Annotated in this window: 16 protein-coding genes and 3 pseudogenes; 10 read left to right on the plus strand and 9 right to left on the minus strand. The window is 58.6% G+C overall.

All coding sequences use genetic code 11. The annotated features are described in order from the left end of the window. Positions 1-41 precede the first annotated feature (41 nt). From grxC to H3221_RS24910, 3 genes are all read left to right on the plus strand, one after another. Complete coding sequence (grxC, locus tag H3221_RS24900; protein WP_005005995.1) at positions 42-314, plus strand: glutaredoxin 3; 273 nt, start codon at positions 42-44, stop codon at positions 312-314. A gap of 67 nt (positions 315-381) precedes the next feature. Then, entirely contained in the window at positions 382-663 is a 282-nt protein-coding gene (locus H3221_RS24905) for a DUF427 domain-containing protein (RefSeq protein ID WP_003464986.1), read from the plus strand. A 169-nt stretch (positions 664-832) separates the two neighbouring features. Beyond that, positions 833-1099 (plus strand): hypothetical protein, encoded by a 267-nt coding sequence (locus H3221_RS24910; protein WP_003464988.1) that lies wholly within the window; start codon positions 833-835, stop codon positions 1097-1099. Between the two features lie 860 nt (positions 1100-1959). Here H3221_RS24910 and sdhC read toward each other — a convergent pair. Next, positions 1960-2334 (minus strand): succinate dehydrogenase, cytochrome b556 subunit, encoded by a 375-nt coding sequence (gene sdhC, locus H3221_RS24915; RefSeq protein ID WP_005005993.1) that lies wholly within the window; start codon positions 2332-2334, stop codon positions 1960-1962. Positions 2335-2684: 350 nt separating this feature from the next. Between sdhC and H3221_RS24920 the strand changes: the two are divergent. Beyond that, a pseudogene (locus tag H3221_RS24920) lies at positions 2685-4337 on the plus strand (Tn3-like element ISPa38 family transposase); the annotation flags it as partial. A 39-nt stretch (positions 4338-4376) separates the two neighbouring features. Here H3221_RS24920 and H3221_RS24925 read toward each other — a convergent pair. Beyond that, the gene (locus tag H3221_RS24925) at positions 4377-5306 is read right to left on the minus strand and encodes a recombinase family protein (RefSeq protein WP_134587838.1); all 930 of its coding nucleotides are present in this window, start codon (positions 5304-5306) and stop codon (positions 4377-4379) included. Between the two features lie 201 nt (positions 5307-5507). Here H3221_RS24925 and H3221_RS24930 point away from each other — a divergent pair, with 201 nt between their 5' ends. From H3221_RS24930 to H3221_RS24940, 3 genes are read left to right on the plus strand one after another with little or no spacing between them, the layout of a single operon-like run. After that, entirely contained in the window at positions 5508-5747 is a 240-nt protein-coding gene (locus H3221_RS24930; RefSeq protein WP_003089107.1) for a ribbon-helix-helix domain-containing protein, read from the plus strand. Beyond that, positions 5747-6157: a putative toxin-antitoxin system toxin component, PIN family gene (locus H3221_RS24935; protein ID WP_003150546.1), complete on the plus strand. Its 411-nt coding sequence runs from the start codon at positions 5747-5749 to the stop codon at positions 6155-6157. Before H3221_RS24930 ends, H3221_RS24935 begins: the two co-directional genes overlap by 1 nt. A gap of 3 nt (positions 6158-6160) precedes the next feature. Further along, on the plus strand, positions 6161-9154 hold the full coding sequence (locus tag H3221_RS24940) for a Tn3 family transposase (protein WP_003299771.1): 2994 nt from the start codon (positions 6161-6163) through the stop codon (positions 9152-9154). Between the two features lie 12 nt (positions 9155-9166). Here the strand turns inward: H3221_RS24940 and H3221_RS24945 are convergent, their stop codons facing one another. Genes H3221_RS24945 through H3221_RS24955 form a run of 3 tightly spaced genes read right to left on the minus strand, consistent with a single transcriptional unit; the run spans position 9167 to position 10025 of the window. Beyond that, the gene (locus tag H3221_RS24945) at positions 9167-9379 is read right to left on the minus strand and encodes a GDCCVxC domain-containing (seleno)protein (RefSeq protein ID WP_003089113.1); all 213 of its coding nucleotides are present in this window, start codon (positions 9377-9379) and stop codon (positions 9167-9169) included. A gap of 7 nt (positions 9380-9386) precedes the next feature. Then, positions 9387-9662, minus strand: a complete 276-nt coding sequence (gene merP / locus H3221_RS24950) for a mercury resistance system periplasmic binding protein MerP (protein ID WP_003150552.1) — start codon at positions 9660-9662, stop codon at positions 9387-9389. Positions 9663-9674: 12 nt separating this feature from the next. Then, entirely contained in the window at positions 9675-10025 is a 351-nt protein-coding gene (locus tag H3221_RS24955) for a mercuric transporter MerT family protein (RefSeq protein WP_003089115.1), read from the minus strand. A gap of 74 nt (positions 10026-10099) precedes the next feature. Here H3221_RS24955 and merR point away from each other — a divergent pair, with 74 nt between their 5' ends. From merR to H3221_RS24970, 3 genes and pseudogenes are all read left to right on the plus strand, one after another. Then, positions 10100-10498: an Hg(II)-responsive transcriptional regulator gene (gene merR / locus H3221_RS24960; RefSeq protein WP_003089120.1), complete on the plus strand. Its 399-nt coding sequence runs from the start codon at positions 10100-10102 to the stop codon at positions 10496-10498. Next, positions 10488-11036, plus strand: a pseudogene (locus H3221_RS24965) (SMP-30/gluconolactonase/LRE family protein); the annotation flags it as partial. The gene merR and the pseudogene H3221_RS24965, both read left to right, overlap by 11 nt. A gap of 165 nt (positions 11037-11201) precedes the next feature. Continuing rightward, entirely contained in the window at positions 11202-14636 is a 3435-nt protein-coding gene (locus H3221_RS24970; protein WP_077749512.1) for an SbcC/MukB-like Walker B domain-containing protein, read from the plus strand. A gap of 122 nt (positions 14637-14758) precedes the next feature. On the opposite strand, the gene H3221_RS24975 is transcribed toward H3221_RS24970, so the two are convergent. The 4 genes and pseudogenes from H3221_RS24975 to H3221_RS24990 form a co-directional block, all read right to left on the minus strand. Beyond that, positions 14759-15667 (minus strand): haloalkane dehalogenase, encoded by a 909-nt coding sequence (locus H3221_RS24975; RefSeq protein WP_045735840.1) that lies wholly within the window; start codon positions 15665-15667, stop codon positions 14759-14761. A 167-nt stretch (positions 15668-15834) separates the two neighbouring features. Beyond that, a pseudogene (gene rlmF / locus H3221_RS24980) lies at positions 15835-16632 on the minus strand (23S rRNA (adenine(1618)-N(6))-methyltransferase RlmF); the annotation flags it as partial. Positions 16633-16698: 66 nt separating this feature from the next. After that, positions 16699-17013 carry a hypothetical protein gene (locus tag H3221_RS26000; protein ID WP_224490795.1) on the minus strand — a complete coding sequence of 105 codons (315 nt, stop codon included), beginning with the start codon at positions 17011-17013 and terminating at the stop codon, positions 16699-16701. A gap of 154 nt (positions 17014-17167) precedes the next feature. Further along, positions 17168-17776: a DUF6088 family protein gene (locus H3221_RS24990; RefSeq protein WP_045735839.1), complete on the minus strand. Its 609-nt coding sequence runs from the start codon at positions 17774-17776 to the stop codon at positions 17168-17170. Positions 17777-17824 lie beyond the last annotated feature (48 nt).

Here is a 17824-nt window from a genome sequence, read left to right on the forward strand (position 1 = left end):
CGCCATGACAGCGATCCGCGTGCAACTGCCGGAGATGCAATATGACAACTGATGTATTGCTGTACACCACGAATTGGTGCCCGTTCTGCCGCCGAGCGAAGGCGCTCCTCAAGGAAAAGGGCGTGCGATGGAAGGAGCTCGATATTGAGGCGGATCCGGCTCACCGGCAGGCCATGGCGGAAGCGTCGGGGCGAAGCTCCGTGCCGCAGATCTTCATCAATGGCACCCTTATCGGTGGCTCCGATGAGCTATTCGCGCTCGATGTCAGAGGCGAGCTCGACAAACTTCTCGGGCGCAACCCGCCTGCCACCTGAGGAGGTGCGGCTTGGGGCAGCCAGCCCGCGAGCCTTCGCCGGTTGATGAATACAAAAGGAGAGTCCGTTGGTCTCAGCCATCTGGAAAGACACTACTATCGCCACAAGCGACGAAACAGTCATCGTCGAGGGAAATCACTACTTCCCACCGTCAGGAGTCGACCTGAGCCTGCTTGAGATGAGCCCGCACACATCTGTCTGTCCGATCAAAGGCGCCGCGCGCTTCTTTCATGTTCGCGCGGGTGACGCGCTCAACGTGAACGCCGCTTGGACCTATCCCGCCCCCACTCCGGATGCCGAGGGTATCCGGGATTACATCGCTTTCTGGAAAGGCGTGGACGTTGCCTAGCAGACTGGACGGACGACTTCGCTGATAGCCATGCGGGCGCCGACATCTCAATTATCCTGCCCACCCCGGGCCTCGTCGGCTGCAGGAATCTGCCCGGCACCTTAGCGCGACCCGGCACTGGCGGTCTCGCACCCGCCGCGCCTCTGTTCTATCAATAAGGATGGATGACATGGAGCATTCCGAGTTCGATGCCGCTTTCGCGAAGCTTGCGGAGGGATACAGAGAAGGGACTTATGAAGGCCGGCGTTTCAGCTTGATCGTCCGGCGATCTGGGGACGGACGTCGCAACAGTCTGTTCGCCAGGGAGTTGGACGGGACTGACATTGTCAGCTTCAACCTCTTCCGCGTTACATCAGATAGGACATTGTTGAAGCCGTGCGAAATGTCCGCCGAAAAGGTCGTAGCGTTCGTGCTGGAGTTCCGACCGGACACCTGACGGGCAGAAGAAGATCCCGGCCAACCGGCGCGCCTGCGACGGCCGGCTATCTAAGGCTGCGCAAGCCTATAGCCGCAGCTCATTGCACTTCGTCTGGCGAGGAATTCAACATCGATACGTCGCCATCCGCGGGGATATCGGTACAGGCGCCCGTGTAAGCCAGATTGAGAAATCCTAAGCGATGACTAACACCAATGACGCCACCCTTCCGACACATTCTATTCTTGAGGAATGCACAGCGATGGCTGTCGTCAACGCTCTGAAGATTATTCTGAAGAACAGCTACGCGATCTACCTTAAGACAAAAAATGCCACTCGGGCGCATCCCGCCCCTACTTCAGGGACTTTCACTTGCTTCTCGCTCTGTCACTCACAGCATCGGCACGCCCATGACGCATGGTATCCAGGCCTCATAATTTTCCCATATAACCTTCTTGTCTTTTGCGCACCCAGAAAGACTCGAGGCTTTAACTGGACAGATGAGCCCTCGAGGGTAGTGTTCACCTGATTGGCTTTCTCATATCTGATGTTGATTCGCACAGTGTGCCAACCAGGTGATAGTTTCAAAAAACCTGCGCTTCAGAGCGAATTAGACGATCTTCGATAAGAGCGATCCGCCTCAAAATCCAAAACATCTAACATTGTCCTAGAGCCATATTTGTACCTAGTACTATGGCGCTCCCATTAACACATTTGATGATGCACAGAAAACTTAGCTCATGATAGCTTTCAGCTAACAGCTATTCGGAAGCCCGAAAGGATTCAACCGTTTAAGCGTGAACCGTCGATTATAAATACTTTCGTAAGTTAGCTTTAAAGGACGCTTTTAGTCCTTGTAAATACGCATTACGACTCCACAGCTACCAAATCCATACGGCGCCAGCAACCATTAAAACACCCGACACTACTAAAACAATAGTAGAGGCGCGATTGCTGCCTTTCAAAGTATGACCAACACCCACATCCATAACTAGGTGTCGAATTCCGGCTACGAGATGATAAATAAATGAAGAGTATACCAACCAGAAACTAACTTTGCCGAAAGGTGAAGAAAAAATCTCCTTGACTTCATTAAAACCCTTTTCTGACTCCAACGATTTGCTCAGCATATACAGTATCAGTCCCAGAAAAATAAAGAGCATAATTCCTGAAATCCGGTGCAGAATCGATGTAAGCGCCGTGAGAGGAAGCTGAATGGTTCGAATATCAAGATTAACCGGCCGCTTTTTATTCATTTTGACTCCAGTCAACAATTCTAGTGGGGGATTTCAGTTTTCGATCTCATTCATCATAGCAGCTGTAACTAAGGCTGGCGGCGACAATAATGGAGATATTCGGGGCTTACGTTGCATTTTGAGGTCGCAAGTGCATGTGCGTAAATTGAAGCAAATTGCAAGGTTATGCCCAATAGGTAGCTAGCTTATTAATTTAACTGTCAATGGCCATTAATTTTGACCCTCAGGTGGGTCAGATTAATTGGCCATTAACATCCAGTCAGTTGGTGCAGTCGCCTTCTGAAAACGACAGCGCCGGTTGCCTTGGCGGGCTTGTCACAAACCTACGTTTTCAAGAAGAAGGAAACCGCATGCCCCGCCGTTCGATCCTCTCCGCCGCCGAGCGCGAAAGCCTGCTGGCGTTGCCGGACACCAAGGATGAGTTGATCCGTCACTACACGTTCAGCGAAAGCGACCTCTCCATCATCCGGCAGCGGCGCGGCCCGGCCAATCGGCTGGGCTTCGCGGTGCAGCTCTGCTACCTGCGCTTTCCCGGCGTCATCCTTGGCGCTGATGAGCCACCGTTCCCGCCATTGCTGAGACTGGTCGCCAACCAGCTCAAGGTCGGCATCGAAAGCTGGGACGAGTACGGGCAGCGTGAGCAGACCCGACGCGAGCACCTGGTCGAGCTGCAAACGGTGTTCGGCTTCCAGCCGTTCACGATTGGCCACTACCGGCAGGCTGTCCAGTTGCTGACCGAGCTGGCCATGCAAACCGACAAGGGCATCGTGCTGGCCAGAGCCTTGATCGAGCACCTGCGGCGGCAGTCGGTCATTGTGCCCGCCCTCAACGCCGTCGAGCGGGCGAGCGCCGAAGCGATTACCCGCGCCAACCGGCGTCTCTACGACGCCTTGGCTGAGCCGCTGACGGACGTGCATCGCCGTCGCCTCGACGATCTGCTCAAGCGCCGCGACAACGGCAAGACGACGTGGCTGGCCTGGCTGCGGCAATCCCCGGTCAAACCGAACTCGCGGCACATGCTGGAACACATCGAACGCCTCAAGGCGTGGCAGGCGCTCGACCTGCCCTCCGGCATCGAGCGGCTGGTTCACCAGAACCGGCTGCTCAAGATCGCCCGCGAGGGCGGCCAGATGACGCCCGCCGACCTGGCGAAGTTCGAGCCGCAGCGGCGTTACGCGACCCTGGTGGCGCTCGCCATCGAGGGCATGGCCACCGTCACCGACGAAATCATCGACCTGCATGACCGCATCCTGGGCAAGCTGTTCAATGCCGCCAAGAACAAGCATCAGCAGCAGTTCCAGGCATCCGGCAAGGCGATCAATGCCAAGGTGCGGCTGTTCGGGCGCATCGGCCAGGCGCTGATCGAGGCCAAGCAAGCGGGCCGCGATCCGTTCGCCGCCATCGAGGCCGTCATGTCCTGGGATGCTTTCGCCGAGAGCGTCACCGAAGCGCAGCGGCTCGCGCAACCCGAGGACTTCGATTTCCTGCACCGCATCGGCGAGAGCTACGCCACGCTGCGCCGCTACGCGCCGGAATTTCTCGACGTGCTCAAGTTGCGGGCCGCGCCCGCCGCCAAGGACGTACTCGACGCCATCGAGGTGCTGCGCAGCATGAACAGCGACAACGCCCGCAAGGTGCCCACCGACGCGCCGACCGAGTTCATCAAGCCGCGCTGGCAGAAGCTGGTGATGACCGACACCGGCATCGACCGGCGCTACTACGAACTGTGCGCGCTGTCGGAGCTGAAGAACGCGCTGCGCTCCGGCGACATCTGGGTGCAAGGCTCGCGCCAGTTCAAGGACTTCGAGGACTACCTGGTGCCGCCCGCGAAATTCGCCAGCCTCAAGCAGGCCAGCGAATTGCCGCTGGCCGTGGCCACCGATTGCGACCAGTACCTGCATGACCGGCTGACGCTGCTGGAAACGCAGCTCGCCACCGTCAACCGCATGGCGCTGGCCAACGAGCTGCCGGACGCCATCATCACGGAGTCGGGCCTGAAGATGGGGTTTGGGGAGCAATGGAACCAAAAACCAACGTAAGCCCTACCAACGCTTTTCGGTGTCTTCTTCCCAGGCGCCCATCTCGACAAAACAGTTGCGCATGTCGGCCTCCTGGCTGATCTCGGTCAGCAGGTCATGCACGCTCTTGTCCAGCTCATCGTCGCTCCGATACGGAATGGTCAACTCATAGTGGCCGGCATCCAGCCGCTTCATGCCATAGGGCTCCAGGCAGTAGCGCTCAATGTTCTCCGTGGCCCGCTTCCGGCCGCGCACGAACTTGCTGTTATTCACCACCGCGAGGCGCAGGGTGACGGTGGCCACCCGCTCGGCGGCGGGCGGCTCTGCCGGCGACGCGGCCGAAGGCTGCCGGTCGCGTGACCTGGCGCTCTTCTGGTACGCGCCGATCTCGACACCACGGTGGCGCAGGTAGCTGTACAGCGTGCTCTTGGAGATGTGCAGCTTCTCGCCGATCGCGCTGACGCTCAGGCGACCTTCGCGGTAGAGGGTTTCGGCCGCCATGGCGGTGGCCTCAGCCTTGGCTGGCAGGCCCTTGGGACGGCCACCGATCCGGCCACGCGCCCGTGCGGCCGACAGACCCGCCTGAGTCCGCTCGCGGATCAGCTCGCGCTCGAACTCCGCCAGCGAGGCGAACAGGTTGAACACCAGGCGGCCTTGGGCGTGGGTGGTGTCGATGGGGTCATTCAGGCTCTGTAAGCCGACCTTGCGCTCTGCCAGCTCGCCGACCAACTCGACCAGGTGCTTGAGGGAACGCCCAAGGCGATCCAGCTTCCAGATCACCACGGCATCACCCGGCCGCACGTTGGCCAGCAGTTTGTCCAACTCCGGCCGGGCGCTTTTCGCGCCGCTGGCGATGTCTTGGTAGATGCGTTCGCACCCGGCCTGTTTCAGGGCATCGACTTGTAGGTCGGCTTTCTGATCCCGAGTGCTCACTCGCGCATAACCGATCTTCATCAAAAGTACTGTTTACTCGACTACGTTAGTAATAGTTGAACTTTGATTAAGCGTACCAGTTATTTGAACCGTAGCGCGGGGAGCTTAACGAACCGAGCCATTCCTCGATAGAGTTCGGCAAAACCTTCGTTTTGTCGAACCATTGCATCGCCCTTTGTGATTGGCGTATAAACACACAAACACCTATTAGCGGAGAACGCTATGAATACCATTCGCTGGAATGTCGCCGTCTCGGCCGACACCGACCAGTCGCTTCGGATGTTTCTGGCCAGCCAGGGCGGCGGCCGTAAGGGCGACCTGTCGCGCTTCATCGAAGAAGCGGTACGGGCACACATCCTGGAGCTGAGCGCTGAGCAGGCCAAGGCCGCTAACGCCCATCTGAGTGAGGCAGAATTGACCAACGCGGTTGACGAAGCGCTCGACTGGGCACGTAAGCGCTGATGCGGGTCGTGTTGGATACCAACATCCTGTTCAGCGCCCTGATCTCGCCACATGGCGCGCCCGATGCGATCTACCGTGCCTGGCGGGCGGCGCGTTTCGAGGTGGTGACCTCGCGGATGCAACTCGATGAAATTCGTCGAGCCAGCCGCTATCCCAAGCTTCAGGCCATCCTACAGCCCGCCAAGGTGGGCGCCATGATCAATAACCTGCAACGGGCTGTGGTACTGGAGCGCCTGACCATCGAGGTCGAAGCCGATGATCCGGATGACTCGTTTTTGCTGGCCATGGCCTTGGCGGGCGATGCGGACTACCTGGTAACCGGTGATCGCCGCGCCGGCCTGCTGCAACGCGGGCACATCGAACGCACGCGGATCGTCACGCCCGCCGTGTTCTGCGTCGAGGTGCTGTGATCAATGCCGGTCGGTTTTCTGACTCAAGAGCAACGCGACGGTTTTGGCCGCTATGTTGATTCGCCCAGCCGTGAAGAGCTGGAACGTTACTTCCACCTGAGCGATGAAGACCGTGAAGCCATCCAGGTGCTGCGGGGTAACCATAACCGTCTGGGTTATGCCGTTCTGCTGACCACCGTCCGCTTCGTTGGCGTTCTGCCGGACAAGCCCGCCGCCGTGCCGGTGGAAGTCCTGCAGGTGCTTTGCCGACAACTGGCGATTCCAGACCCCGACTGCCTCCAGCGCTATAGCGATCATCGCCGCTGGATACATGCCACCGATATTCAGAACCGCTTTGGCTATCGTCATTTCACCGATCCGGGCATCGGCTTTCGCTTGAGCCGCTGGCTGTATGCCCTCTGCTGGACGGGCACCGACCGGCCGGGAGTGCTGTTTGAGCGAGCCACCTCGTGGCTGTTCACACAGAAAGTCCTCCTGCCTGGTGTGTCTCAACTAGAGCGCTTTATCGCCCAGTTGCGCAGTCGGGTCGAAGAACGCCTCTGGTTTACGCTGGGCCGCAGCGTGACTGAGGAACAGCGATTGCAACTGCAAGACTTGCTGACGGTGGCCGAAGGCAACCGCAGCTCCCGGCTGGATCAATTGCGCTCCGGCCCGGTCATGGTCAGTGGCCCCGCGTTGATTCGGGCACTGCGCCGGCTCGATGACGTGCGCGGCATCGGCATCACCTTGCCGGCGGCGGCGCACATCCCTCCCAGCCGTATCGCCGCCCTGGCCCGCTTCGCCAACACGGCCAAGGTCACCGCGATTAATCGGCTGCCGGCGTCGCGGCGGATGGCGACACTGGTGGCCTTCGCACTCTGCCTGGAGGCGACTGCGCACGACGACGCACTGGAAGTCCTGGAGGCCTTGCTGCGCGACCTGTTCAGCAACGCGGAGAAGGCCGACAAGAAAGCCCGCATGCGCAGCCTGAAAGACCTGGATCGGTCGGCCGCGACGCTCGCCGCCGCGTGCAAGGTCGTGCTGGACAGCTCGATCAGCGATGACAACGTGCGCGCCCGGCTGTTCAACGACCTGCCGAGGACCACCCTGGAAAAGGCCCTGGAAGAGGTCAACGCGCTGATCCGCCCGGTAGATGACGTCTATTTTCTTGCATTGGAAGCGCGCTACCGCAGCGTGCGCCGCTTCCTGCCCGACCTGCTCAAGCACATCCGCTTCGGCTTCAGCCCGGCCGGCAAGGGCGTGGCGGCTAGTCTGGAGTGGCTGCAACTGAACCTGCCGCGCCGGAAGCCAGAGGATGACGCGCCGCAGGAGATCGTGGCCAAGGCTTGGCAGAAGCACATCACCCGCGAAGATGGCTCCCTCGACATGGGTGCCTATGTGTTCTGCACGCTCGATGCGCTGCGCACGGCCCTGCGCCGCCGCGATGTCTTCGTCTCGCCCAGTTGGCGCTATGCCGACCCGCGCCTTGGCCTGCTCGACGGTGCCGAATGGCTGGCGGCGCGACCGATCATCTGCCGGTCACTGGGCCTGACCATCGACGCCAAAACCACCCTGGACGCCTTGTCCGTCGAGCTGGATGCAACCTGGCTGGCAGTAGCCGCGCGCCTGCCCGACAACCCGGCGATTCAACTGAGCGAGAACACCGAGGGCAAGACCGAACTGTCGCTCGGGGCGCTGGACAAGCTGGACGAGCCCTGCTCGTTGCTGCAACTGCGGGCGGCCGTGTCTGACCTGATGCCGCGTGTCGATCTGCCGGAAATCCTCTTGGAAATCGCCGCCCGCACTGGCTTTTCCGAGGCCTTCACCCATGTCTCCGAACGCAATGCACGCGCCGACAACCTGGTCACCAGCCTCTGCGCGGTGCTGTTGGGCGGGGCCTGCAACACCGGCCTGGAGCCCTTGATCCGCACCGACAACCCGGCGCTGCGCCGTGACCGGCTGTCCTGGGTCAGCCAGAATTATATCCGCGACGACACCCTGTCAGCGGCTAACGCCATCCTGGTCGGAGCGCAAAGCCAACTGGAACTGGCCCAAGTCTGGGGTGGCGGCGAGGTCGCCTCCGCCGATGGCATGCGCTTCGTCGTACCGGTGCGCACCGTGCATGCCGGCCCCAATCCGAAGTATTTCGGCACCGGCCGGGGTGTCACCTGGTACAACCTGATTTCCGACCAATTCTCCGGCCTCAACGCCATCACCGTGCCCGGCACGCTGCGCGACAGCCTGGTGTTGCTGGCGGTCGTGCTGGAACAGCAGACCGAGTTGCAGCCGACGCAAATCATGACCGACACCGGGGCCTACAGCGATGTGGTGTTCGGGCTCTTCCGCCTACTTGGCTACCACTTCAGTCCGCGGCTGGCCGATGTCGGCGGTACCCGCTTCTGGCGCACGCGCCCGGACGCGGACTACGGCAAGCTCAATGGGCTCGCCCGCCAGTCGGTCAAACTCGACCTGATCGCCGAGCACTGGGACGACCTGCTGCGCCTGGCCGGCTCGCTCAAACTCGGCCGGGTACCGGCCACCGGGATCATGCGCACCCTGCAAACCGGGGATCGTCCCACCCGTCTGGCCCAGGCGCTGGCCGAATTCGGGCGGATCGAGAAGACCCTGCATACGCTGACCTACATCGACGATGAGTCCAAGCGCCGCGCCACCCTGACCCAGTTGAACCGAGGCGAAGGCCGGCACAGCCTGGCCCGCGCCGTGTTCCACGGCAAACGCGGCGAGCTGCGTCAGCGCTACCGCGAAGGCCAGGAAGACCAGCTCGGCGCTCTGGGCCTGGTGGTGAACATCATCGTGCTGTGGAATACCCTCTACATGACAGCGGCCGTGGAACGCCTCAAGCAGCACGGCTATCCAGTGCTGGAAGAGGATTTGGCCCGGCTATCGCCGCTGATCTACGAGCACATCAACATGCTCGGGCGGTATTCCTTTGCGGTACCGGAAGAAGTTGCGCGCGGCGAGCTGCGGCCACTGCGTAATCCAGACGACGACCTGTGATCCCCCTAAACGCTATGAGCAACACCCAAGCTGCTGCTGGATCGGCGGGCACTTCACCGAGCCGAACGAACAGAAAACGCAGCAATCCCCTGGGTTGGGGCGCAGCAGCGCCTTGCAGTTGCTGCACTCGTAATAGAACTGGCAGGCGTCCGTGGGCATGGTTTCCGGCTTGGCGAAGCCGCAGCGCGGGCAAGTCAGCACGGACTCAAGGACAATGGCGCTCATCGTGACCTCACTTCTGCACTGTGGAGGGGTATCCCGCGTTCGCGGTCGCCTCAGTCAGTGCCTCGGGCTGGGCCTTATCGGGATCGTAGGTGACGGTCGCCGTCTTCTGGTCGAAATTGACCTGGACGTCACTCACGCCGGACACCTTCTCCAGCGACTTCTTGACCGTGATCGGACAGAGTCCGCACGTCATGTTCTGCACGTCGAGCGTGACGGTTTTCGGGGGAGCCGCCAGCGCCACGAAGGGCAAGGCGAAAAGCACGGCGATCAGCAGTTTGCGCATGGTTAATCTCCTTCAGTAGAACAGCGGGGCGAGCCACGGCACGGCCAATAGGCCGAGCAGCAGCACGCTGACGATCCAGAACACGAGTCGCTGTCGCACGAGCGTGCGCGGATCGGCGCAGGGTGTACCTGGCGTACAAACCTGTGGCACCAGGTAGAGCTTGCGGAATGCCAATCCCAGGAACAGTAGAGTCAACCCGATGAAGAGGGGGCGTAGTGGCTCCATCATGGTCAGAGCGCCCACCCACGTACCGCCGACACCGAGTGCCAACAGCACCAGTGGCCCGACACAGCACACCGACGCACCGATGGCGGTCAGCGAACTCGCGACCAGCGAGCCTTTCCCGGTGAGTTGCATCCCCATTCCCATCTCCTGAGCCTGATTGCCTAGGTGCTATTCTAAACTCCGTACCAAAGTACGGAATCAAGGAGAAAGTGATGGCCACAGAGCTGACCATTGGCAAGCTGGCAGACGCCGCCGGGGTGAACGTCGAGACGATCCGCTACTACCAGCGACGCGGGCTGCTGGATGAACCAGCCAAACCCTTGGGTGGCCATCGGCGCTATCCGGTGGACATGGTGAAGCGACTGCGTTTCATCAAGCGGGCTCAGGCGCTGGGTTTCACGCTCTCGGAAGTCGGTGGACTGCTGACGCTGGATGAGTCGTGCGCCTGTGCCGAAACGCGAGCACGGGCTGCACGCAAGCTCGCGTTGATCGAGCAGAAGATGGCCGACTTGGTCGTCATGCAGCAACTGTTAGGCGAACTGGTGCAGCAATGTGATGCGGGAGACGGCGGAACGATCTGCCCGATCATCGAGGCACTGATCAGAGAGTAATGCCTGGCGGGTGAGCTGGAGATCGGAAAGCCCCTTTACGGTGGGATTCAGAGCTTACGTTGGTTTTTGGTTCCATTGCTCCCCAAACCCCAAAGTCACGCGCGTGATCGAAGATCTCGCCGGGCCTAATGGTCTGTGTTTCTCGCCAGATGAAAAGACCCTGTACATCGTTGAAGGTCGCGCCAAGCCGAATCGTTTGGTCTGGGCGTACGCGGTTAATGAAGACGGCACGCTGGGTAATCGCAACAAGCATATCGAGGCGACTGCGTATGGCGCGCTCGATGGCATTAAGTGCGATGAGGCCGGTAATCTCTGGTGTGGTTGGGGCAGCAATGGCTCGCCACAGGGTAAACCAGAGGAGCTTGATGGTGTGCGTGTGTTCAATGCTCAAGGCAAGGCGATTGGCCATATTTCGTTGCCGGAACGTTGCGCCAACCTATGCTTTGGCGGCGTTCAAGGTAACCGCCTGTTCATGGCCAGCAGCCATTCTATTTACTCAGTATTTGTAAACACCCGCGGCGCCACTTTTATTAAGTGAGCCACCAGCCGCAACCCAGCGGTTGCGGTTGCCCCACGCTGAACGGCTTGGCAGTACAGCGTGGCTGACTGAAATTAAGTGCGAGCCTCAACGCTCGCACTTATGTCCTGCACGCAGCGCGCGACAATGCCAGAATAGTCGCTCATGTCAGCCTGCGACCTTTGTATGAAAATCCTCAGCCTGCGCCTCAAAAATCTGAACTCACTCAAGGGCGAGTGGAAGATTGATTTCACTGCCGAGCCATTTAAAGACAACGGGTTGTTCGCGATTACCGGGCCCACCGGCGCGGGTAAAACCACGTTGCTTGATGCTATTTGCCTGGCCTTGTATCACCGCACGCCACGTATGAGTACGGTGTCTGCGGGGAGCAATGAATTGATGACGCGGCACACGGCTGAGTGCTTGGCCGAGGTTGAGTTTGAAGTTAAAGGTGTGGCGTACCGAGCGTTTTGGAGCCAGCGCCGCGCCCGCGACAAAGCTGATGGGGCACTGCAGGCGCCCAAGGTTGAGTTGGCATTGATGGCCGACGGCAAAATCGTTACTGACAAAATCAACGAAAAACTGCGTGAAACCGAGCGCCTGACCGGGCTGGATTTTGAGCGTTTCACTAAGTCGATGTTGCTCGCTCAAGGCGGCTTCGCGGCATTTCTTGAGGCCAATGCGAATCAGCGTGCAGAGTTGCTTGAAGAACTGACCGGCACTGATATTTACGGGCAAATTTCTCAGCGGGTGTTTGAGCAAACTCGTGAGGTAAAAACTGCGCTAGATCACCTGCGCGCTAAAGCTGAAGGGGTTGAGCTGTTAAGTGACGAGCAGCGTGAGCAACTTAACGCTGAGCATGCTCAAGTCAGCGTGGATGAGCAGCGTTTGGCGGCTGAGCAAAGCGGCCTGAATGCACAGACGCTGTGGCGCGATGCCAAAGCCAAGGCGCAGACGCAATTGCAGCAAGCGCAGGAGCAAGCGAGTCAGGCACAACAAGCGCTTAATCAGGCTCAGCCGCAATTGCACAAGCTGGCGGCCAGTGAGCCGGCCACACAATTGCAGCCGCTGTACCGCGAGCAACTGCGCATCAGTCATCAGTTGCAAGCCAGCCAAGCTCAAGAGCAGCAGTTGCGTGAGCAGCACATGGCTGCGCTGGAGCAAATCTGTCAGCAGGCGTGGCAAGGTCAACAAGTCAGTCAGCAAACATTGCAGGCAGAACGTGCGACTACAGAGGATTTGCAGCAGCGCGCTGATGCTGTTGCGCAGCAGCTCGTCACTCAGCCGCAGCGGGCGCAGTTAGGTGCGCATCTGGCCGCGTGGCAAGAGCAGTTCGACTCCTTGGCGGTGAGCGAGCAAGAGCAAGCCGCTGAGCGTGAGAAGCAACAACAACTGGATGACCAACTGGCTCAGCTAGCAGCTGAGTTACCCCAGCAGCAAACGGTTTTGCACGCAGCGACGACTCAGCTTAAACAAGCTGAGCTGGCGGCAAACACCGCGCGCGCGGAGTTGGATGGATTGTTTGGCGGCCATAATGACGCAGCCTTACGTGAGCAAACTCAGCAATTAACCGAGCGTGGGCGTCAGCTGGAGCGTTTGGCAATGCTGCTGACTCAGCGTCAGCAGTTTGTTGATCAGCAGGCTCAAGCGCAGGCGCAACTGATAGCTCAGCAAGCCGAGCAAGCGCAGTTAAATCAGCAGCGTGAGGCGCTGCGCAGTCAGTTTGTCGACCTTAAACAGCAGATCGCCGACAAACAAAAGCTGCTTGAGCAAGAGCAACGTATTCAACAGTTAGAACAATACCGCGCCGCCCTACAAGCCGATGAGGCCTGTCCGCTGTGTGGCTCGCATGAGCACCCGGCGATTGCCGAGTATCAAGCGCTTAACCCGTCGCAAACTGTGCAAGCCTTGCAGGCCAAACAGCTTGAGCAAGATGCGGTGCGGGCACAAGGCGAGACGCTGAACAAGCGCCTGGCTGTGGTGGAAACACAAATAGCCCAGGCTCAAGCGCAAGTTAGTGCTGCACGACAGGGGTTGGCTGAGGCGGATCAGCGCTGGCAGCAAGCCTGTGAATCGCTCGGGCAGGCAATTGCGGATGCCAGCGCATTGCAGGCCGCACAACACGACCACGAGCAGCACATGCAGCAGCAACAGTTGCGCATGAGCCAGCTCGACCAACTCAAGTTAGTCGCCCAGCAAGCCGCCGATGGGGTGATGACGGCTGAGCTTGAGCACAGTAAATGCAGCGCTCAATTGGATACGCTGACCAGTAAACAGAGCCATGTGCAACAGCGTCACCACGACAGTATTAGCCAACTGCAGTTGCTCACCAGCAAGCATGCCGAACGCTTGGAACGCCTCAGTAGCTGTTTGCAGGTGCTGGGTTTGAACATGCCTGTAGCGCCTGCCGATTGGCTGCGTGAACAACAGCAAGCATGGCAAGGCTGGCAGGCTGAACAGGCGTTAAGCCTGAGTTTGGCTACGCAGTTGCAAGCGCAAACGCATGCACTGCAACAGGCGCACGAGCACGCACAAACCTGGCAGCAGCACTGGCTTGAGCAAGCGCAAGAGCCGTTAGCGGAGTTGCCGGCGGTTGATAACCCGCATGAGCAATTACAAGCATTGCAGCGTAGTTGGCAGGCTTCGCAACAGCAGCGTGATCAGCTGTGGGGGCAACTGCAAACGGTGCAAGTGCGTATCGAGCACGAGCAGCGTGAGTTAGCCGCGCAAAATAACGACTGGCAGAACGCTTTGGCGGCTAGCCAGTTTGCCGATGAGGCGCAGTTTATGGCGGCGTTATTGGATGACGCTGAACGCGCGAGCTTGCGCGAGCTTCAGCAGCGCCTAAACAACGCAGCCACTGCCGCTCAGGCTTTGGCGCACGATTGCACGCAGCGCTTTGCTGAATTGCAGTCGGTTGAGCAGTCGAAAGTGCTGGTCGATCTGGATGATGAGGCGCTGGCGCAACAGCTTGTACAGTTGGCAACACAGTTGCGCAACCTGAGCCAGCGCCAAGGTGAGATTCGTGCACAACTGCAAGGTGATGATGCGCGGCGCCTGAGCCAACAAAGCCTGTTTGCGCAGATCCGTGCGCAACAATCCAATTACGATGCTTGGCAGCAACTCAACAGCCTGATCGGCTCGGCGGATGGCGCTAAATTTCGCAAGTTCGCCCAAGGATTAACACTCGATCACTTGGTCTACTTAGCTAATCAGCAGCTTGAACGCTTGCATGGACGCTATCAGTTGGCGCGCAAGTCTCTGGGTGAGCTGGAGCTTGAGGTGGTCGATACGTGGCAGGCGGATGTTGCGCGGGACACCAAAACCTTGTCTGGTGGTGAAAGCTTTTTAGTCAGCCTTGCGCTGGCGTTGGCTTTGTCGGATTTGGTCAGCCACAAAACCAGTATCGACTCGCTGTTCCTCGATGAAGGCTTCGGCACCCTCGACGCTGAAACACTTGAGGTGGCGCTGGATGCACTCGACAGCCTGAATGCCAGCGGCAAGATGATCGGCGTCATCAGTCATGTTGAAGCGCTCAAAGAGCGCATCCCGGTGCAGTTAAAAGTGCATAAGGCAATTGGCATGGGCTACAGCGGGCTGGATAAACGCTTCGCGGTATAGTCCTTTGCGAGGCACCTGTCTCGGCGAGTGAGATCGAGACAGATGCTTTGCAAGGATTACTGGAGGCATGCACTGGCTAGTTTGCCGTTAAGCGCTGAGTCTTCGGTACAGTTCTCGGCACATCAAGGGTTCGCCGCGATAAACATCACCACAACCTCTGCCAGCTTTTCGCCCTGATCCTCTTGCAGAAAGTGCCCGCCATTGACGATGGTGGTATGCGCTTGGCCGTGTGTGCCCGGTATCAGCTTTTGCAGCACCTTGTCGCCGCCTTTGGTGATCGGGTCTGAATCACTGAACGCGGTCAAAAAGGGTTTGTTCCACTTCATCAGTACTGCCCATGCTGCGCGGTTTTTATCGGCGGCAGGGTCGTTAGGCGTGGTGGGCACCAACAAGGGAAATTGCCGTGCACCTTCTTTGTAGCTTTCGTCAGGGAAGGGCGCGTCGTAGGCGTCTAGCACCGCTTGCGATAGCTCTGTGGTGGTGGCGCGGTTGATGATCGCTCCAGTGGGGAACTCTGGTACTTGTTGTGAGTATTGCTGCCAGCTTTTGAAGGCCTCCCCTGGGTTGTGATCACCGGTTGGGAGCATGGTGTTGGCGGCAACCACGCGAGCAAATAGGGCTGGGTTTTCTGCGACTAAACGCAAGCCAATCAAGCCGCCCCAGTCTTGGCAAACCAAGGTCACGTCACTCAGTTTTAGCTGGTCGAGCAGCGATTGCGCCCAGTCAACGTGGCGCTGATAGGTGTAGTCGGTACGTTTACTGGGTTTGTCTGAGCGACCAAAACCGATGAGGTCTGGGGCAATAACGCGATGGCCTGCAGCAACTAGTGTGGGGATCATTGTGCGGTACAAGTAGCTCCACGATGGCTCACCGTGCAGCAATAAAACCACTGCGCCAGCGGCTGGACCTTGATCCAAATAATGCATGCGTAACTCACCGCCTTCGCTGTCATCCACCATCAGGTAGTTGGGCTCGAATGCGTAGCCGGGAAGGTTTTCGAAGTGTCGATCTGGGGTGCGTAAAAAATCCATATTGTTCGCCTCGCTAAGTGTCGGTCAGCCATGGTGCGCACGCGCGCCGCCTGTGTACACGTGTTTTGACTCTGTGAATGCTGCGTTATTACGCTCAGTGAGTCTTTGGCGCGTGGGCGGCTCGCGCGTTATCGGGCTGGCAACGCGTGGCTAACTCTGGGGCTGGCTTAGCTCCAGCGTTCTTGGCGCCAGGCTTGTTGCTGTTCTGGGGTGAGGAATGTCCAAGCGACAAAACGGCTTTGTTTTTGCCCTTGAGCCATTTCAACGGTGCGTACTTCCAATGCGCCAGCTTTGTTCAGGGCACTGTAAACGCCGCCGAGGTTGCCGGCTTTGGAGATCAAACTACTGAACCAAAACACCTGTTGGGCGTGTTCAGCGCTTTCGCTGATTAAACGGCTAACAAACGCCGCCTCGCCGCCCTTGCACCAAAGCTCAGCAGCTTGGCCGCCGAAGTTGAGTACCGGCAATTTGCGTTTGGGGTCGAGCTTGCCAAGGTTACGCCATTTGCGGGTGCTGCCTTGCGTGGCTTCCTCAGCGGAGGCATGAAACGGCGGGTTGCACAGGGTGATATCAAAGCGATCTTCGGCGCGGATAACGCCCTGAAAAATATGCGTGCTGTCGTTTTGCTGGCGTAGCTCGATGGCTTCAACGAGCCCCGGATTGGCGTTGAGAATCGCACCGGCTGAGGCAATTGCGCTGCTGGCGATATCACTGCCAACGAAGTGCCAGTCGTATTCGCGATGGCCAATTAGCGGATAAATACAATTGGCGCCAACACCCACGTCTAGCGCATTCACCTGTGCGCCACGAGGAATAACCCCTGCGTTACTTTTCCCGAGCAAGTCGGCGATGTAGTGCAGGTAGTCTGCGCGGCCGGGGATCGGCGGGCATAGATAGTCGGCAGGAATGTCCCAGTGGGCAATGCCGTAGAACTGTTTGAGCAGGGCGCGGTTGAAGACTTTTAGGGGTCATGCCGAGATAAGGCAAAAATTAGGACATTCGTTCTCTAAATTATTGTATTTAAACGAATATTAGAATCCCTTCTCAGCAAAGACTGCTTCGCGCCCAATCGCTTCAGCCATCCATGGAGGAAGCTTGGATCTATGCGATTTCAAGACCTGCCAATCGCTATTCGACAGGCACGTGCGCAGCTTCGCGACTGCCTCTTGGGCGTGGGGTTTGCCCAACCAGGCAAGTGCACGTACAGCGTCGCCAGCAATGGTCGCTCCGAGGGCGACCTGCCACTGTGGCGCATGTTCGATTCTCACCTGAATTTTGCCTAATTGCAGGGTTCTCGGCCGTCCGCTGGTGATAAATACTTCCTTAATCGACACCTGCTGCGTCAGCCCTAGAAGGGGTCATGCCGAGATAAAGGGAAAATTCACTCACTTCCCTCCTATCCGCATGTTTTATAAAGACTTTTCAGGACGTAACTGAGTCTTGCCGAGATAAGGCAAAATTAGGACATTCGTTCTCTAAATTATTGTATTTAAACGAGCATCAGAAGCCCTGCTCAGCAAAGACTGCTTCGCGCCCAATCGCTTCAGCCATCCATTGAGGAAGGTTTGATCTATGCGATATCAAAATCTGCCAATCGTTACTCGACAGGCACGTGCGCAGCTTGGCGACTGCCTCTGGGGCGTGGGGTTTCCCCAGCCAGGCAAGCGCACGTACAGCGTCGCCAGCAATGGTTGTTCCGAGGGCGATTTGCCAATGCGGCGCATGCTCGATTCTCACCTGAGCCTTGCCTAGCTGCAGGGTTCTCGGCCGTCCGCCGGTAACAAATACCTCCCTAATCGACACCTGTTGCGTTAGCCCTAGAAGGTTCGCTGCGCGGGCACCGCTTAACGCGATTACCTGATGGCTTTTCGAAGCTATCGCACTGATAACCTTCTCCGTCGCCGGCGCGCGTTTGCCGAAGCGCCCGGTGACCGGCGCCACATAGAGGCCGCGTGAAATCCGCATTAACTCCCCGCCCTTGGCTAATCGAGAGAATGCTTGGTCCACCGAAGCACGGTCAGCCAAGTGAAGGAATTCGTTTGGTGCAAGGATGCCTCCTTCAGGAAGAAGCCTGCTGTGTTCGATGATTGCCGCGGAAAGGGATTTCATGGATGGCTGGTTTTTGAAATAGGGGTCGTCTCAGAAAACGGAAAATAA

This window comes from Pseudomonas chaetocerotis (genome assembly GCF_015712105.2).
Classification (GTDB): Bacteria; Pseudomonadota; Gammaproteobacteria; order Pseudomonadales; family Pseudomonadaceae; genus Aquipseudomonas; species Aquipseudomonas chaetocerotis.

What these genes read in the sequence shown, in the direction of transcription:
- grxC (WP_005005995.1), top strand. Translation starts at nt 42, where the DNA reads ATGACAACTGATGTATTGCTGTACACCACGAATTGGTGCCCGTTCTGC.
- H3221_RS24910 (WP_003464988.1), top strand. Translation starts at nt 833, where the DNA reads ATGGAGCATTCCGAGTTCGATGCCGCTTTCGCGAAGCTTGCGGAGGGA.
- sdhC (WP_005005993.1), bottom strand. Translation starts at nt 2,334, where the DNA reads ATGAATAAAAAGCGGCCGGTTAATCTTGATATTCGAACCATTCAGCTT.
- H3221_RS24925 (WP_134587838.1), bottom strand. Translation starts at nt 5,306, where the DNA reads ATGAAGATCGGTTATGCGCGAGTGAGCACTCGGGATCAGAAAGCCGAC.
- H3221_RS24930 (WP_003089107.1), top strand. Translation starts at nt 5,508, where the DNA reads ATGAATACCATTCGCTGGAATGTCGCCGTCTCGGCCGACACCGACCAG.
- H3221_RS24935 (WP_003150546.1), top strand. Translation starts at nt 5,747, where the DNA reads ATGCGGGTCGTGTTGGATACCAACATCCTGTTCAGCGCCCTGATCTCG.
- H3221_RS24940 (WP_003299771.1), top strand. Translation starts at nt 6,161, where the DNA reads ATGCCGGTCGGTTTTCTGACTCAAGAGCAACGCGACGGTTTTGGCCGC.
- H3221_RS24945 (WP_003089113.1), bottom strand. Translation starts at nt 9,379, where the DNA reads ATGAGCGCCATTGTCCTTGAGTCCGTGCTGACTTGCCCGCGCTGCGGC.
- merP (WP_003150552.1), bottom strand. Translation starts at nt 9,662, where the DNA reads ATGCGCAAACTGCTGATCGCCGTGCTTTTCGCCTTGCCCTTCGTGGCG.
- H3221_RS24955 (WP_003089115.1), bottom strand. Translation starts at nt 10,025, where the DNA reads ATGGGGATGCAACTCACCGGGAAAGGCTCGCTGGTCGCGAGTTCGCTG.
- merR (WP_003089120.1), top strand. Translation starts at nt 10,100, where the DNA reads ATGGCCACAGAGCTGACCATTGGCAAGCTGGCAGACGCCGCCGGGGTG.
- H3221_RS24970 (WP_077749512.1), top strand. Translation starts at nt 11,202, where the DNA reads ATGAAAATCCTCAGCCTGCGCCTCAAAAATCTGAACTCACTCAAGGGC.
- H3221_RS24975 (WP_045735840.1), bottom strand. Translation starts at nt 15,667, where the DNA reads ATGGATTTTTTACGCACCCCAGATCGACACTTCGAAAACCTTCCCGGC.
- H3221_RS24990 (WP_045735839.1), bottom strand. Translation starts at nt 17,776, where the DNA reads ATGAAATCCCTTTCCGCGGCAATCATCGAACACAGCAGGCTTCTTCCT.